11 protein-coding genes and 1 pseudogene are annotated in these 16,302 nt (G+C 59.6%); 9 read left to right on the top strand and 3 right to left on the bottom strand.

Annotated elements, in window-relative coordinates; all coding sequences use genetic code 11:
* The 4 genes and pseudogenes from Q3981_RS02920 to Q3981_RS02905 all read left to right on the top strand — a co-directional run.
* Positions 1 to 445 (top strand): annotated as a pseudogene (locus Q3981_RS02920) (hypothetical protein); the annotation flags it as partial.
* Positions 446 to 460: 15 nt separating this feature from the next.
* Positions 461 to 1,045: a low molecular weight phosphatase family protein gene (locus Q3981_RS02915; RefSeq protein WP_303123744.1), complete on the top strand. Its 585-nt coding sequence runs from the start codon at positions 461 to 463 to the stop codon at positions 1,043 to 1,045.
* 49 nt (positions 1,046 to 1,094) lie between these two features.
* Positions 1,095 to 1,676 carry a hypothetical protein gene (locus Q3981_RS02910; protein ID WP_303123742.1) on the top strand — a complete coding sequence of 194 codons (582 nt, stop codon included), beginning with the start codon at positions 1,095 to 1,097 and terminating at the stop codon, positions 1,674 to 1,676.
* A gap of 211 nt (positions 1,677 to 1,887) precedes the next feature.
* Positions 1,888 to 4,125 carry a glucose PTS transporter subunit IIA gene (locus Q3981_RS02905; protein ID WP_303123740.1) on the top strand — a complete coding sequence of 746 codons (2,238 nt, stop codon included), beginning with the start codon at positions 1,888 to 1,890 and terminating at the stop codon, positions 4,123 to 4,125.
* Between the two features lie 74 nt (positions 4,126 to 4,199).
* Here Q3981_RS02905 and Q3981_RS02900 read toward each other — a convergent pair whose 3' ends face one another.
* Positions 4,200 to 6,500, bottom strand: coding sequence for an MMPL family transporter (locus tag Q3981_RS02900; protein ID WP_303123738.1), 2,301 nt, complete (start codon positions 6,498 to 6,500; stop codon positions 4,200 to 4,202).
* Between the two features lie 287 nt (positions 6,501 to 6,787).
* On the opposite strand from Q3981_RS02900, the gene Q3981_RS02895 reads away from it, so the two are divergent.
* On the top strand, positions 6,788 to 8,104 hold the full coding sequence (locus Q3981_RS02895; protein ID WP_303123736.1) for a hypothetical protein: 1,317 nt from the start codon (positions 6,788 to 6,790) through the stop codon (positions 8,102 to 8,104).
* Between the two features lie 50 nt (positions 8,105 to 8,154).
* Here the strand turns inward: Q3981_RS02895 and Q3981_RS02890 are convergent, their stop codons facing one another.
* Both Q3981_RS02890 and Q3981_RS02885 read right to left on the bottom strand, forming a co-directional pair.
* Complete coding sequence (locus Q3981_RS02890; RefSeq protein WP_303123733.1) at positions 8,155 to 9,396, bottom strand: hypothetical protein; 1,242 nt, start codon at positions 9,394 to 9,396, stop codon at positions 8,155 to 8,157.
* An 87-nt stretch (positions 9,397 to 9,483) separates the two neighbouring features.
* Positions 9,484 to 11,646: a M13 family metallopeptidase gene (locus Q3981_RS02885; protein ID WP_303123731.1), complete on the bottom strand. Its 2,163-nt coding sequence runs from the start codon at positions 11,644 to 11,646 to the stop codon at positions 9,484 to 9,486.
* Between the two features lie 302 nt (positions 11,647 to 11,948).
* Between Q3981_RS02885 and Q3981_RS02880 the strand changes: the two genes are divergently transcribed.
* The 4 genes from Q3981_RS02880 to Q3981_RS02865 form a co-directional block, all read left to right on the top strand.
* A complete protein-coding gene (locus Q3981_RS02880; protein WP_303123729.1) occupies positions 11,949 to 12,788 on the top strand; it encodes a hypothetical protein in 840 nt (279 codons plus the stop codon).
* Positions 12,788 to 13,687 carry a PrsW family intramembrane metalloprotease gene (locus Q3981_RS02875; RefSeq protein WP_303123727.1) on the top strand — a complete coding sequence of 300 codons (900 nt, stop codon included), beginning with the start codon at positions 12,788 to 12,790 and terminating at the stop codon, positions 13,685 to 13,687. Before Q3981_RS02880 ends, Q3981_RS02875 begins: the two co-directional genes overlap by 1 nt.
* A 166-nt stretch (positions 13,688 to 13,853) precedes the next feature.
* The gene (locus Q3981_RS02870) at positions 13,854 to 15,284 is read left to right on the top strand and encodes a glycoside hydrolase family 25 protein (RefSeq protein WP_303123725.1); all 1,431 of its coding nucleotides are present in this window, start codon (positions 13,854 to 13,856) and stop codon (positions 15,282 to 15,284) included.
* 67 nt (positions 15,285 to 15,351) lie between these two features.
* Positions 15,352 to 16,302 (top strand): glycerate kinase (locus tag Q3981_RS02865; RefSeq protein ID WP_303123723.1); only part of this gene is annotated, 951 nt, incomplete at its 3' end.

The raw sequence follows: 16,302 nt of genomic DNA, 5'->3' as shown, positions 1-16,302 counted from the left end.
GGGGTCCTACTCCAGGTACGAATCGGAAAGCGAACATAAGGCTGCGGCTGTGGCTGCGGCTCCTGCATCTTCGGTGGCGAGCGGGAGTTCGACGACCAGCGTCGGTGATGAAGAGAAGACTGAAAAGGATGAGTCTGGGCAGGATGATGCCGGTCTGAACAAGGCCGACGTCGATGAGCAGCAGGATGTCGACGAGAGTAATACCTCCGAGGACGACGCTGTTGGGGATTCGACGAGTGCCGACGAGGATGCGACGAGTGCCGACGTTGATGAGGATGCTGCCGACGAGACCGTCCAGGCTGATACGAGTGAGGACACCGCAGAGGCCGAAGCCAACGGGAGCGACACCGTCGAAGACACAACGTCCACAGACTCTGACGAGGACTCCGTCGCTGAGAACGAAGACACCGAGGAAGCTAAAAAGGGCGACGGGAAGGACGACTGACTAGGGTAGAGGCCTATGAAGATCGTCTTCGTCTGCACCGGTAACCAATGCCGGTCGCCCGTGGCCGAATATGTCGCGCGTTCGTTTGCCAATGAACTCGCCGCCCAGGCGAAGACAAAGGGCCCGCAACCAGCTGATTCACCCTTACCGGAACTCGAATTCGCCAGCGCGGGAACACACGCGCACCGCGGAACGCCCATGGATCCCCGGGCGTTACGCTTCCTCGCCGAAGAGGGCATTAACGCCGACGGCTTCTCCTCAACGCGCCTCAACAGGGCAGCCCTCGCGGGCGCGGACATCGTCGTCGGTATGGAAATCGCCCACGTCGAACACGCACTCCGCATCGCACCCGCCCTCCTCAAGAAAGCAGCAACACTGAGGCAACTCGCAGCCTGGTCGGCGATCGATTCAGTCCGCTTCCCCGACGACATCGCGCACCTTCGTGCTACCCGCGCCGGCAAAGAGATACTCGACGCCCACGGCCCAGACATCCCAGACCCTGTGGCAGAGAACGACGACGACTTCATGCGCATCAGCCGTGAAGTTCGCGATAACGTTAAAGCACTGGTCAAGGCCATTATTAATGGCCAGGATGTCTAGTTTTACGCCCGTTGTTTCACGCCCGCCCCAAACACCAAGCCGAGGTTGAATGCGCCCGTCTCACCGCTCTCACATACGACGGCACCACCCCGTACGCCGCGCTTTCGCGGTGATTGCCGCGATCGTCGTCGTCGCATGGTGCGTTTTCGCATCGCGCTTTTTATGGTTCCCCCACGTCGATAAACAGCCCGCCCACGTCGACGCTATTGTGCAACTCGGCGGCCCCCACGGTGGCGTCGATACTTATGAAACAACACGAAATCTAGCGCACAACTACACCACGAACCTCGTTATTTCAGACCCCTACACTGAAAAACCTGACCTCGGCGCGCGGATCTGTGCGCCCGAACCTGGCGCCGCTGTGTACTGCATTCACCCCGACCCGAGTACGACGCGGGGCGAAGCGCAGGCCATCGAACAGCTCGCCGAGGAGCACGGGTGGTCACACATCATGGTGTACGCGACCGGAAAATATCACGTCGCCCGCGCCCGGATGATCATCGGACGATGCTACAACGGCGATCTTAACGTCGGGTATCATAAAACCCCTCTGAGCTGGAAAGACACAATATGGGAGTGGGCATACCAAACCGGGGGCGTCGCGAAAGTACTTGTCCAACGAGGGTGCTAATGCGCGCTGATGGGCACCGCCAGAGTGCGTGACAACGGCACATTGTTGTGCTTACCTCACCGTGCTCGCGCGATCGATGCAGCACCGATGCTGAACCGAGTCCGCACCGTCTCCGTCCCAAGACCGGATGCGAGGTCATAGTGCCACGTTGTCTATGGGTAAGCTGGCAGAGACAAGTCTAAGAAGGCTCACTTATTCAGGAAGTAGACACATGACAGATACTCCTTCCGAGCGCCCCTCCGAGGACGTCACGACATCGCAGACCGTGCCGCACAAAAGCGCGACGGGGAAAGACAATGTCGTTGAAATCGTTGCTCCCGTGTCCGGACGAGTCATTCCCATTGAAGACGTCCCCGATCCCATGTTCTCCGAAAAAGTCGTCGGAGACGGACTAGGAATTTCCAAGCCGAAGAGCGGGAAGATCCTAGCGCCCGTATCGGGGAAAGTCATGATGGTCGCCAAAACCGGCCACGCATTCGCGCTCAAAACCGAAAACGGGCTTGAAGTCCTGGTCCACCTAGGGATCGACACCGTCGAGCTCAAAGGTGAACCCTTCGACATGACGATCTCCCGAGGCGACCAGCTCCACGCCGGGGACAAAGTCGGCATCATGGACGTCGACGTCATTAAATCGGCGGGTAAAGACACCACCGTCATCGTCGCGATCACCAACACGGCGAAGAAGCTCGACGACCTCAAAGTCACACATAAGGCCGTCACGTCGGGTGACCCCGTTGCTGCTGCCACCCTGAAAAAGCCCAAGTCCGCCGAGTCCTCCGAGAAATCGACGACGAGCAACGCGGAAGGGAGTAGTGCTTCCGGTGCAGCCTCGGGAGCTGCAGCGGGTTCCACACCGGCGTCCGTGCCCGCAGCTTCCGGCGAGGGTGCCGACGCTGGGCAAGGTGACGCTGCCGACGCAGGTCAAGGCAATGCTGACCAGGGGAACGCTGCCGCCGAACGCCCGGCCGATCTGACCGGCTACGACGCCACCGCATGGGACGTCATCAACAACATTGGTGGCAAAGAGAACATCAGTTCGCTGACGCACTGCATCACACGCGTGCGCTTCTACCTCAAAGACGAATCCAAAGCGAACGATGACGCTGTCCGTGACACCGATGGCGTGATCGACGTCGTTAAAGCAGGTGGCCAGTACCAAGTCGTTATCGGCCCTGCCGTCGAAGATGTTTACGATGCTGTGACCAAGCAGCTCGGGGACGTCGAAACGACAGATGCAGCGGATGCCGAACCTAAAGAACGTCCCACCACCCTTTGGGGCTGGGCCAAGCTGGGGTTCAGTTCGCTGATCGGCGTGATCACGGGGTCCATGATTCCCGTCATCGGTCTGTTGGCCGCGGCCGGTATTTTGAAGGGCATCCTTGAGCTATTAGTGCAGGCAGGATGGGTAGATAAAAGCACCCAGACCTACATCATCATTGATGCCATGGGCGACTCTGTCTTCTACTTCCTGCCCATCTTCGTCGGTTTTACCGCCGCTCGAAGACTCGGATCAGACCCCATCATCGTCTCGATCATTGGCGGTGTTTTGGCGTATCCCTCGTTGGTGGACATAGCCTCAAAACCAGGGGATAAATCTCTGCTCGGCATGTCGCTGAATGCCGAATTCTTCGGTCTGCCTTTCCATATGGCGACGTACACGAACTCTATTTTCCCGATGATCGTCGCCGCGTGGCTGGCCTCCGTCGTGGAGCCGTGGCTGAAGAAGGTCATTCCGACTGTGCTGCGCATGATCTTCGTCCCACTGTGTGAAGTCGTTATCGTATCGCTGGCCATCATGTTGATTCTTGGCCCAGCCGTCATGTTTGTCTCGGAAGGCATTGCGTCGACTCTGATGTGGATCTACCACCTCTCGCCCACGATTTCTGGTCTCATCATCGGTGGTTTTTACCAGTGCCTCGTCATTTTCGGTCTGCACTGGGCTGTTATCCCGATCGTGACAGACCAAGTGTCCGGCCCCGGTGGGGATTCCCCGATCAACGCGATCATTTCCGCGACCATGGTCGCCCAGGGTGGTGCAGTGCTCGCCATCTTCCTGAAGACCAAACTCCTCAAGATCAAAGAGCTTGCAGGTCCGGCAGCGATCTCCGCGTTCTGCGGAATTACCGAGCCGGCCATGTACGGTATCAACCTGAAATACGGCCGCGTGTTCATCATGGCTTCAATCGGTGGTGCAGCGGGCGGAATTCTGACTGGCATGTTCCACGTCACCATGTACGCATTCACCGGCGCGCTTGTTGGTTTCCCGTCGTTCCTCCCGCCGGGAGTGGGCATCGGCGCGAACTTCTGGGGTTACCTCATAGCCTCGGTGACGTCGCTGGTCGTCTCGTTTGTGCTCACGTACTTCTTCGGCTTCAAAGACAGCGACGTTGAGAATGGTCGCGAAGTCAAGAAGGTGCGGCTTGGTCGTCGTGACCCGGTGCAGAAATAGCGCGGTGCATCGATAGGCCGGCGCTGGAGGGGCTCAACGTAGGAATGCCCCAGCGCCGGAATCGGGAACGTGCATTAGGCCGACGTGTCCGTGGTCGTGCTGCCTGACTTCCGGGACAGGCGGGACGGCCACCACACCCGTCGGCCAATTAATTCGACGATCGACGGCACCAAGAACGTCCGCACGATAAACGTGTCGATAAGCACGCCCAACGAAATGATGATCGCCAGCTGCACCAGGAACTGAATCGGGATCACGAAGAGCGCGGCAAATGTGGCCGCCAGCACAAGCCCGGCACTGGTAATCACCCCGCCCGTGGAGACGAGCGAACGACGCATACCCTCGCGGGTGCCGGCGGCGGGAGCTTCCTCGCGGACGCGCGTCATCAAGAAAATCGTGTAGTCAATAGCTAGCGCCACTAAGAAAATGAATCCGTACAGTGGCACCGTCGGATCCGCACGATCCAAACCCACGGCCGTGAACAGCAACGACGCCACACCCAGCGCTGCGCCATAACTCAGCACCGTGCATAGCACCAGGACCAGCGGTGCGAGCAGCGAGCGCAACAACGCAGCGAGCAAAATAGTGATCAACGCCAGAACAATTGGAACAATCACTTTCCGATCATGTACCGACGTCGCATTGGTATCGACGTTGATTGCGGTAGTGCCACCGACCTCGGCGTTCATGCCTTTCAATTCGTGACGCAATGTCGTGATCGTGTGTTGTGCGTCATCCGAATACACCGGCGACGTTAACGTGGCCGACAGCAAGACGTCGCCATCAACGACGGTGGGGGAACCGGGCTGGCCAGGCCGAGGATTTTCGCCTGAACCCGCGTCGGAATCTCCTGTTCCCGACTGCACTGTCCCGTCGGGGGAAAGAGGGAGCGAGCCCGACGGCGAATCCTTACTCGATACTGATACCGATTCAACCCCCGTTGTTCCCTGCATAACGCGCGCTGCAGACGGCATCTTTTCTTCGGGAACCACGACGTACGCCGGGGAGCCCGAGCCTCCCGGGAAGTGTTCATTCAGCACAGCCTGGCCATTGCGTGCCTGGCTGTCGCCCAGCACGAACTCACTTTGGGGAACACCATCCGCGTGGAGCGTCGTCACCCCTACACAGCCAGCGGCCAACACGACCGACACTCCCACCGCCAACTGCCACGGGCGGCGCGACACAGTTCTCGCCACCCACGACCACACTGGGGACGCAGCGTCAGCGTCACCCTCGGACGGCGTCGGCACGCGAGGCCAGAACACACGGCTGCCCGTAAGGAATAAAACAGCAGGTAGGAACGTCAATGACACGATCATGGCGCAGCCGATTCCCACCGCCGCGACCGGGCCCAAACCAGAGTTCGAGGCCAAGTCAGAGAACAGCAAGCACAGCAAACCGGCCGACACGGTTCCCGCCGAGGCAAGAATCGGGCGCCACGAACCCAGCCACGCAGCGCGCGTCGCCTGCCATGCCGACCCGAGGCGCGTATCCGAAGGCGGGAGCTTGCGTAATTCCTCCCTGTAACGGGCCGTGTATAAAAGGCCGTAATCCGTCGCCGCGCCGATGACCAAAATGAAGAGAATCCCCTGGATCTGGCCATTAATCATGACGATCCCCGACGAGGCCAGTGCAACGTTAACCCCGACCGCGGCCGCGAGGGCGATCATGGACCCGAGCAGGACAAGGAACGGGAGGAAGGGGGACCGGTACACGGCCACCAAAATGACCAACACGGCGGCCACCGTCACGAGCAGAAGCAGCCCGTCGATGCCGCTGAAAGCGTCCGATAAATCAGCCGTAAAGCCAGCCGGGCCCGTTACCCACCCTTTGACGTCGGAGGGGAGATCGGACTTCAAAGTCGATGTGAGGTCTTCCACCGCATCCGTCGGGTTGCTGTCAGACGGAAGCAGAACAACCATTTGAGCTGCGGTTTTGTCGTCGGATGGAATGAATGGGCTCGCGGAGTCGTCTCCTCCCGCAGCATCGCGAAGTTGTTGAGTAACCGGACCCAGCGCCGAGATATCCAAGGGCTTTTCGTCAGACTGCTCAACAACAACGATCGCCGGGAGCCGATCTTGATCCCCGAACTCCTTGATCTTCTGTTGGACCTGCGCAGATTCCGACGATTGCGGCAGAAATGACGACTGATCGTTAGTTGCAACATTGCTGAGATTGCCGAATTGTGGCCCGCCGAAAGCGGCGATGCCCAGCCAGACCGCAATAATGATCACGCTGAGAGCGACGAGCTTTCCGGTTCGGGGCGATGTACCGTTCTTTCCTAACGACGAGCTACCCCGCGCCGGGGTGGCCGGTGAAGCATTGTCTCCCTCGGAGCGCGGAGAGCCGCCTGGGGAATGTGGAGTTGTGTTCATGCGGGCCGACCTCGGGAAACTGGGGGATATAGCTGGGGAAACGCGGGCGAATAGCTCTCGGAATGCGGAGCCTACGGTTATCTTTCAAACAGTGGCTCCCAGTCTAGGGGAGATGGTTAGGGAAGATGCCTGAGTCCAGCGTCGACAATAAAAAAGCCGGCAGGAAAGATAGAGAGGACAACGCACAGCAGTCACTGTCACGGGCAGCCACTGCAGGCGCATAAATTAGTTGCATACGTTGAGCCCGGTGCCGGACCGCAGGGTGCTGAACGAAGGAAACGGATAATATGACCATTCCCCGAGATAGAACGACACTTCGCCGCCGCCTCGTGAGCCTTTTCCAAGATTGGCGGTGGGACGGAACATGGTCCCTGCGCACGATCCCCACCGACGGGCGCGCCCCATTATTTGGCGACGACGACGCACAATGCCAACGCCACCGCCGTGTGATTACCGACATGATCACGGAAGGTTTCCCGGGAACCGACGTCCACTTTGTGAACCTGGAGGATTCTGCAACGCAACCGGCTGCTTCCGATGACCCAGCCGCCCCTGCTCGCCTCATTACGTTGATGTGCCGTGACCTCGCCACCAAGGACGAGCGGCCGCTGACGCAGATCTTCGTGTATCAACTCGGAGTGTGGCGGGGGTTCGCTATCCACCACATGTGGGGTGACGGGCCCACGATGCGGGATCGGCTAGGGAGCGTGTACGCATATGTGGGATCTATATGGCCGTGTGGGCGTTTTGCCGACGACGGTCATGGGCAACCAGTGAACGGCACGCCCACGGTGGCACCGCGAAAACTTACCCGTAGCGACGCCACCTTCCTCATGCAATTCGGTGCGTGGGTGGAAACGCTGATCAGACGGCCGCGAGCAACGTTGCGCAGCGTAAAAGATGTTCTGAGCGCTGAAAAAGCGTCGTCGGATAATCACGATGACCAACAGGCCATGAACCGGCAGCCGGTGGACACGGCTCCGACGGAGTTACTTACCACCACCTTGACGTACACATGGGAAGGTCAAGAAGGAAACAAACCGCGGGCCATTCCCTTGGCGTGGGATTGGTGGAATGAGCTCAACAGCCAGCTTGATGAAGGCGACGGTTATCTCGACCCCAACGAGTTTTGGCTCATCGTTGGGCTGCGTCGCAACAGTAAAATCCTGGCTCACCGCGGCGGGAATCTCCTTGTGAGATCGCGGATTACTGTTGGGGGTTCACGCGCTACCGACATTGCCGCGACGAAAGAACGCTTGAAATCGCCGTTCGCGGTCACGCGCGCAGCTCTGAGTGCCGCGCCGCAATTAGTGAAACAAATCCTTCAGCTGCCGCGCACGGTTCCTCTTCCCCCGATGGCTATTCGATCCGCCACCAGCCCATCGTCGGTCACCACCATGTGGACCTATAACCGTTTGGCCCCCGATGAACCCCAAGAAATCGCCGTCGGAACACAGGGGCTCGGGACCTTACTGGTCGGGAGTTTCGAAGAAGGCCGCACGTATCGCGTCATCATTTCCGGATTCGTGTCCCAGAAAGTGCATCGCGCCGGGGTAGAGGCGCTGGATCGCGTCGTGAAAGACGCAGGATATACGCGGGTATAGCACCGACGCGGTACGCGCTCAGCCTGCACACGCACCCGGTACGCTCCCCGTCAGACCTGAGCGTGCCGTCCCTGCGTCGACACTGGAGAACACAAGTATGGCACCGCGACAATGCTCACCGTCATAATCGCGCAGAACAGGTACACGACCGGCCCACCATGGAAAACGAGCGGGACCAGCATGAATAACACGGCGCGGGCACCGCTCCACACCATGTATCCTCGCTGTTTGCCCACGATAACCGGGTACTTCGAGAGCATCGCGGAGACCATGCCCGTCGTCGCGTACAGGGAGAGCGCAACAAACAGCGGAAGATAGTCCGCCCCCAGGTACGCGCGATCATTCCACACAATGGCCGCATACTGGACCAAAGCCGTCCCCACACCGAGTACCACGGCCACGATCGTCGCAATGCGCAATTGCACGCGGTAACCGTCGGGATCGTTGTTGCGGATCGCTTTCGACGCGGGAGCCTCAAAGCTGGGGGAGACAACCTGCTGTGCCAGCGTCAAGAACCCACCGTAGAGACGGACAACAATTGCCCATGCGTTCGCGTAGGAACCCAGGACCGGCGTGACCATTCCTTGGATTTGGAAGCCGATATCGCCGAAAAATGTGCCTGTTGTCGCTTCTTTGTGTTCCCGGATGTAGGACCGCAAGGGTGACGCGAATACCGACGGGAACGCCACCAATGACGACCACTCCCGCTTAATCGCTGCCCCCACCTGCTGGTTCGTAGCCCGGGCCAACAACACCGCGCCCACCACGTAGTTCAGCGCGGCAACGTAAATGAGGCCCTCACGGACGGGGACGAGGAATACAACCACGCAGGTCGCCACAATGTTCACCACGCCGTAGAGAAAACGAACCCGCGAATACACGTCCATCCGGTCTTCGCGGATCGTGATCGCCACGTACATGTTGTACACAGTGATCGCCACCGTTGCGAGCATCGCCCACAGCACCCGCGCCGACCACGCAGGATGGAGCCACATCAGCGCAACGCCGACAACACCCAGCGCGACTGTGCCCACCATCGCCATAAAGCCCGAGGCAGCCGTCGAAAATGACAGTCGGTCGTCGGGAAGGCGGAGATACACACTGTGGTAACTCAACGTCATCGTGCGGGACACGATCATGCCCAGGGACACCGGAAACAGCATGTACGCCACCATTCCCGGCTGCTTGGCCACCACCGGCACCACCATGGCCACGAAGTTCAGTGCCTGGCCGATGAGGGCTGGGCCGAAGCGTGAATACAGCTGCCGAAGACGCGTTAAGGCGTTCCCCATCCGTCACCTCATTATTTCTTCACTCGCCATCGACAACCGTTGAGCCGGACAACCGTTGAGCTCACAGCGGTACGCCACCACAGACGGCTACCAAATCTGGACGCGGTCCTTCGGGTCCAGCCACATTCCATCGCCCGGGTGGACGTCGAAGGCCTCAGCAAATTCGTCGATATTTCGGGCGATGACATTACACCGGAACTCAGAGGGCGAGTGGGGATCGATCGCCAAGTACTGCGCACTCAGTTGCGGGCGGATTGCGGTGCGCCACACGTTTGCCCAGGCCAGGAAGAGTCGCTGCATGGCCGTGAAGGTGGGGGCGTCGTCGTAGTTCATGCCGGTGTCCGCCTCCGACTCCTTACCCAGGGGTGCCAGGGCGGTGCCGTCGGTAAGAAGGAAGGGCATCTCCGGGGACGTTTCGGGCGTGAGCCCCTGGTCCTCGAGGTACAGGCGGTAGGCCACCACAGCAATGCCCAGGCCACCGAGGTCGCCGATGTTCTCGCCGAGGGTGAAACGACCATTGACGTGCTGGGCAGTCAGTCCGCGCTGCTCAAGACCCTTCGGGATAAGCGGATTGAACTGATTCACCAACTTCCCCGTCAGCTTTTCAAAGGCTTCGCGATCTTCCGACGTCCACCACGAGTTCAAATTGCCCTCGCCATCGAACTGCGAGCCTTGATCGTCGAAACCGTGGCCAATCTCATGGCCGATGACCGCGCCGATACCGCCGAAGTTCTGGGCCATGTCCGCGTCGGGGTTGAAGAACGGCGGGCGAAGGATCGCAGCAGGGAACGTGATGTCATTGACCACCGGGTTATAGAAAGCGTTGACCATTTGGGCCGGGGCCACCCACTCGGACCGGTCCGTCGGGTTCCCCACCTTGGCGATCTCATACCGGTGGCGCCACGCCGCCGCGCGTCGGGAGTTAGCCACTAGATCCTCGCCATGAGGGGAAAACTCCAGTTTGTCGTAGGTTTTCCACTGATCCGGGTAGGCAATTTTCGCGCGGAAAGTCCCGAGCTTCTCCAGCGCACGATCCCGCGTATCCGGCGTCATCCAATCGAGGCTGCTAATCCGCTGGCGGTACGCCTTCAGCAGGTAATCCACCAGGGACAGCATCTTCTGCTTGTGCTCTGGCGGGAAATGGCGCGCGACAAACTCCCGGCCGATGTCGTCGGAAATGGAGCCATCGAGGAAGGACACCGCGCGCTTCCACCGGGCACGCTGTTCGGTCGAGCCCGACAACACGCGACCGTAGAAGTTAAACGACTCGCGGCTCACGTCCTCGGCCAGCAACGACGCACGCTGCGTCAAGATCTGCCACCCGCCCCACAGCTTCAGCACGGACAGATCCGTTTCCTGTACCAGCGTCGCCACATGCTCCAGATAGCTCGGTTCGCTAACCACGATCGTGTCCGTCGACAATTCTGTCGCTTCCAGCCATGATTTCCACGGGAAACCGGTGGGCAAATCGTCCACGGCGGTGGGGTTATAGGTCTTGAGCGCGTCGCGAGTGTCCTCCACATTCCAGTGACCCTTGGCGAGGCGCGTCTCAAACTCAATGATGGTCTCCGCCAACTTCTCATTCGACGCGTCGTCGAATTCTGCCGGGACCAGGGGAGAGTCCTCCCACTCCGGGCCGCTGGTGGCATCGCGAGCCATCGTGAACATCGTCGCAATGTGCTCTTTGAGCTTGTCGACGATGGGGCGGTGAGCCTCTTCGCGGTAGTAGGCCTCATCGGGAAGGGTGAGCCCGCCTTGATTCAGATAGGCCGCGTCGATGGGGGAATCCGATGCCTTAGCTACGTAATAACCGGCCAAACCACCAATCCCGACGACGTCTAACGCGCCGAGTGCCCGCGCAAAATCCTCAAGATTATCGACGTTGATACGTGCGAGATCGTCCTTCAGCGGAGCAAAACCGGCCTGGTTGACGCCCTTGTCGCCGTCGACGTCCATGAAGCTGGCGAAACCCGCGCCGATCCGTGTGGTGGGGTCGGCGTCTTTGATAATCGCGTTGACATCCTCTTCTGCCTGGTCGCGGAGGGTGTGGAAGGTGCCGTCGACGGGGCGATCGTCGGGGATGGGGTGGTGCGATAGCCACGGGCCGGACACGTAGCGGTAGAGATCGTCGCTGGGAGAAGGGCGAGTAGCTGGGGCCTCGGAAATGTTGTCAGGGATTGATGTTTTGCCTGCGTGATGGGTGTTTGATGGCTCGTTGTTTGATGGTGTGGTGGGCTCGGGATTGTTCACGATTATGACCTTCCTTTCATGTGTGAGGAATGATAGCGGGCGGGTAGGACATGCAGTCACGCAACCATCGTTGGTAGCGGGGCCGTTTTGGGGTTGCCGGCATCCGCTTGTGGTGATGTGTGGGCTGCACAGCCCAGGTGATTTTGGTTACAAAACAGAATTTTATTAGCTATAAGAAGCGGGTAAATGGGCAGGTCACCACCCAGATACTACCGACCGCCCGTCATTCTGTGGTGCTTTCCATACAAAATCTACGTGCGCAGGCACCCTGATGTCCCGCTGTGCTGCTATTGTCCTTCGTCATGAGTGGCGAGAATACACACGACATACCGCCGTGGGGGGACGCACCGAAAGAGGGGCAGCCACCCACGAGCAGCACCGTCGCAAGCGTCGACGGAGGCGTCGGGGGAGGTCAAAATCCTGACGCAGCCGGCGATCTTGACACGGCCCGGGAGCTCGACGCCGACGCATCCCGTTATCAACCCCTTCCGCAGGGGTCCAAGAAAACCGCTATTTGGGCAGCGTCGTTAATCGTCGTCGGAGGCCTACTAGCCGCGCCGGTCATTATCGATAAAGGCGCGCCCGGTGACTATCCCGGCGACAAACACGGTGGGGACATCACCGTCGGCATGAAGGACAGTACGAACTTTACCGGGCCTAACCTGGGAGAATGCTACGACCAGTCGGACGATAACCCGTACGGATCCACCTACAAGTGCGGCAACGTCAACATCGACACGGCCACGATGACAGGCAACGATGATGTCGACCACGTGTTCCGTCGTGGCATCAGGGCTACCGCCCACGTCAAAATCAACGGCGACCTGCCCACCACGGAGGCATCCAATGGCGAATGGGACGCGCGCGTAACGGCCCTGGAACCGAAGGAATCCGTCACCAAACCGGACGCGAAGAAAGTGGTGTCGGCGGCTTTCACCAAGAAGGACGATAAATCAACAACCATTATCGCCACCGTGAGCAGCACCGACGACGACGCCCTAGCTAACACAATGAGCAAAATTGTTTCCGCGCGTGGCCTGAAAACCGATGCCGTGCGCATGGCCCTGACAAAGTCGGCCACCAGTGACAATGACTCTCGCGGAGAGTCCGACGAACATCTACCACACACGGGGGAGGCGTAATGCGAAAAGACGTATTCACCTGGACGTACATCGTTCTGGCGGTGGTGTGCCTGATCGCTGGCGGTCTCATGTCTGCCATGACTCTCGCGGAAACACCCGACGCTGTTGCAGTAGGCGTGGTGGGGGCCGTGATCTACCTCACCGTGTTCTTCGCCATCATGCGATTCCTGCCGATCTGGAGAAAAGGCAGCCTGATTTGGGTGATCGTGAGCCTCTACTGGGGAGCATTCATGGTCATCTCTACGGTCATGATCACAGAGCTTGCGTTCTCCGACATTCTGAAGGAAGCGGGCTTGGGGCGGTTCGAAGCCTCCGCAACCGGCGCGATTCCGGAGGAACTCGCCAAGGCACTGGGCGTTTTCGTCATCCTCTTCATGGCGCGACGCGTGTGGGATAGGCCGTGGCACGGACTGCTGGCTGGTCTTTCCGTCGGTATGGGGTTCGAGGTCATGGAAAACTTCGTGTACAGCGGTGGTGGAGCCCTCTATAACGCCACCTCAGACGTGCAAGGTGCCACCGAAATGTGGATCCTCCGCACCGGATTGGGCTTCGGATTACACCCCATGTGCGCAGGTCTGGCCGGTTTCGGAATGGCCAGCGCCCTCATGCTGACCAACAAATCTATGGTGTGGCGGTTGATGGTGGGCATCGGTAGCGTGCTCGGCGCGATCGCGTTCCACGGATGGTGGAACTTCCAATGGCCAAGTTCACTCCAGCTCGTCGCCGTTATCGTCGACTGGCTTGCTCTGCTCGCTGTGACCATCGTCATTCTGGTTAAAAACTGGTCGAAGGCGAAGCGGGATAAGAAACGTCCTCTGCCTAGCCATAAAGAAGCCTGGGATCTGATTCCCGTGCGTGACACCGCATATCCATCAGTGCCGACGACCGCTGCGCAATGAGGCGGAATAAGGCGGCCATTCTGTGCGGGGCGGTGCTTTCGTCGGCAATTGTTATGCCAGGTCGAGCCCCCGCTGTGCCAGGTAGAGAAAGCGATGATGCGCAAGTAATCGTATGAGTAGCGTGTTTCGCCTGTTGTTTATGTGTCTAATGAGTTAGAGTGTGGCCATGTCTGACTTGCGTAAGCCCTCCGCCGCACGTTCGCGTACCCGGTTTCGTCGAATCATCCCGGGGCTCAACCCGTTCCCGAAAACGATGAAACACCGGAAATTCGCCGGCGCAGCCCTTATGACAGGCTCTTTATTGACGACGGCCGCCCTCGTGTCCACGGCGACAGGGTTTACGCCAGCCGATGCCCTCAACGGCATCGACGTCTCGAGCAACAATCACTTCGGTGGGCAGGCGATCGACTGGGATTCAGTGGCCAACGACAACCAGTCGTTCGCGTTCATTAAGGCCACGGAAGGTACGAGTTACACCAACCCGTACTTCTCATCTGACTCGAAGAAGGCCAAGGCCGCTGGCCTGACGATTGGTTCGTATCACTACGCCCGGCCCGGCGGAGATCCGCGCCAAGAGGCACAGTTCTACACGAAGGAACTAGCCAACCAGCCGCAGCCGTCGCTACCCCCAGCTTTGGACCTGGAGGAAACGGGCGGTCTGAGCCCATCCCAGCTGCAAAAGTGGGTCCGTGACTGGGTTGACGAGGTCGAGAAGCAGACCGGCCGCACACCGATCATGTACACCTACTACAGCTTCTGGATTAACAACATGGGGAACACCACGGAGTTCTCCGACATGCCGCTGTGGCTGGCGTACTACGAGGATTCCCTGCCATCGACCATCCCCGGTGGCTGGAACCACGTGACATTCTGGCAGCACTCCGGTTCAGGGTCCGTCGACGGCGTTAACACCGAAGTCGACTTGAACAAGTACGACGGATCGGACTCCGAGCTCGCCTCGCTGGCGAAGAGCATGAAGGAAGACACCCCGGTTGGCGGCGTGGCCACCACGGTGAAGCCAGCCGTGGACGCTGATGTGGCGTCGGCAAGCGTGTCCAACGACATTCAGCATCAGCTGCAGACCAGCTCAAACCCGGTTCTCAAGACCATTGGCAATTCGTTTAACGTCCCCATTCCGGATTCGGTTCTGGTGGCGACGTTGGGCGTGGCGGCCGGAACGGTGTCGCTGTCTCAGCTGTGGGACACGATCCGCGAAGAGGGCTTCGGCGGCCAGCTTGCTGACCAGCTTGTCCGGGCTGTGAGCGAAGTATCGCAGAACGGTGGGCTTCCGAAAGACCAGCTCCAAGGGCTTTTGGGTGACAACGCTGGAACCACCTTAGGGCAGCTGGAAAAGGCACTATCTGATGCGATGGTTGCCCTGGGCAGTGGCGGAGCGCCTGGTAGTGACGGTTCCGATGCGAATTCGTCGGGTTCGTCGGGAAGTGCGGGAACGAGTTCCAGCGGTTCGACTGCGGGAAGCTCTGACGCTACAGGTAGCAGCCAAAGCTCCAGCTCGGGTAGCGCAAGTGTTTCTACTGGTTCGACCCAGCTTGACCAGGGACAGCAGGTTCAGTCCGTTCCTGACTCGAATTCATAGCCTCACCAGCAGCATTCGGTAACACCCGATACCCGGTTGCACCCGGTTTACACAGGGGACGGCTCTTATGCGCGTACTGATAGCCCCGGACAAATTCAAGGGGTCGCTCACCGCCGCGGAGGCAGCGGAGGCTATGGAACGTGGGGTGAAGCGTGCCCTCCCGCGCGCCGAGTGCGCGACAATTCCCGTTTCCGACGGCGGCGAAGGCCTTATCGAGGTCGCCCTGTCATCGTCCCGACACCGTCGTAGTGGTGGGGACGATCCGTACGCCGATTATGATGCTGACCTGCGTGTAACGAGGGTACGCGGCCCAATTGGCGACGACCACGACGCACGCTGGGTCCTCATGAAGCCCTCCGACTCCAGTGGTTCTCACTCGCGTCGAATGGATGAATTCACCGAGCGCTCCGATGGCCACGACGGGGACGAGAGCCACGACGCCATTGCCGTTATTGAAATGGCGGAAGCCAGCGGGCTGGCATGGATCACCCCGGGACCAGACGCGTCCCTGCGAGCGGACAGCTACGGTACGGGGCAATTAATTCGCGCGGCGGTGGACGCCGGCGCAACAACTATTATCTGCGGGATTGGCGGTTCTGCCTGCACCGATGGCGGAAGTGGAGCACTTAGCGCACTCGGCGCCCGCATTCTCGACGCTGACGGCAATGACGTTGCGTCCGGAGGTAAAGGCCTGTGCCATGCGCACGCGATTGATACGTCGGATCTCATACCTTCTCTCCGCCTGCGGCCTTCCGACTCTGAACCGCACAGTGCCCAATCACACCGATCACACCGCGAACATCAGGTCCGCATCATCATCGCTACGGATGTCTCCAACCCTCTCCTCGGATCAGATGGCGCGGCAGCCGTTTATGCACCTCAAAAAGGTGCGGGTCCCCAGGAAATAGACGCCCTGGAGAAAGGACTAACCCAGTGGGCCGCGTGTCTCTCTCGTCTCAACGCAGACTTTGATCCAGCCAACGAAGGAATGGGCGCAGCGGGTGGTTTCGCCTCTGGT

Origin of the sequence: Corynebacterium sp. (assembly GCF_030530965.1) — a bacterium.
Lineage (GTDB): Bacteria > Actinomycetota > Actinomycetes > Mycobacteriales > Mycobacteriaceae > Corynebacterium.
The sequence above is the reverse complement of the archived record's forward strand: the minus strand, read 5'-3'. Positions and strand labels throughout refer to the sequence as shown.

Coding starts and splice junctions, on each gene's coding strand:
- Q3981_RS02915 (WP_303123744.1), top strand. CDS start 461: ATGAAGATCGTCTTCGTCTGCACCGGTAACCAATGCCGGTCGCCCGTG.
- Q3981_RS02910 (WP_303123742.1), top strand. CDS start 1,095: ATGCGCCCGTCTCACCGCTCTCACATACGACGGCACCACCCCGTACGC.
- Q3981_RS02905 (WP_303123740.1), top strand. CDS start 1,888: ATGACAGATACTCCTTCCGAGCGCCCCTCCGAGGACGTCACGACATCG.
- Q3981_RS02900 (WP_303123738.1), bottom strand. CDS start 6,500: ATGAACACAACTCCACATTCCCCAGGCGGCTCTCCGCGCTCCGAGGGA.
- Q3981_RS02895 (WP_303123736.1), top strand. CDS start 6,788: ATGACCATTCCCCGAGATAGAACGACACTTCGCCGCCGCCTCGTGAGC.
- Q3981_RS02890 (WP_303123733.1), bottom strand. CDS start 9,396: ATGGGGAACGCCTTAACGCGTCTTCGGCAGCTGTATTCACGCTTCGGC.
- Q3981_RS02880 (WP_303123729.1), top strand. CDS start 11,949: ATGAGTGGCGAGAATACACACGACATACCGCCGTGGGGGGACGCACCG.
- Q3981_RS02875 (WP_303123727.1), top strand. CDS start 12,788: ATGCGAAAAGACGTATTCACCTGGACGTACATCGTTCTGGCGGTGGTG.
- Q3981_RS02870 (WP_303123725.1), top strand. CDS start 13,854: ATGTCTGACTTGCGTAAGCCCTCCGCCGCACGTTCGCGTACCCGGTTT.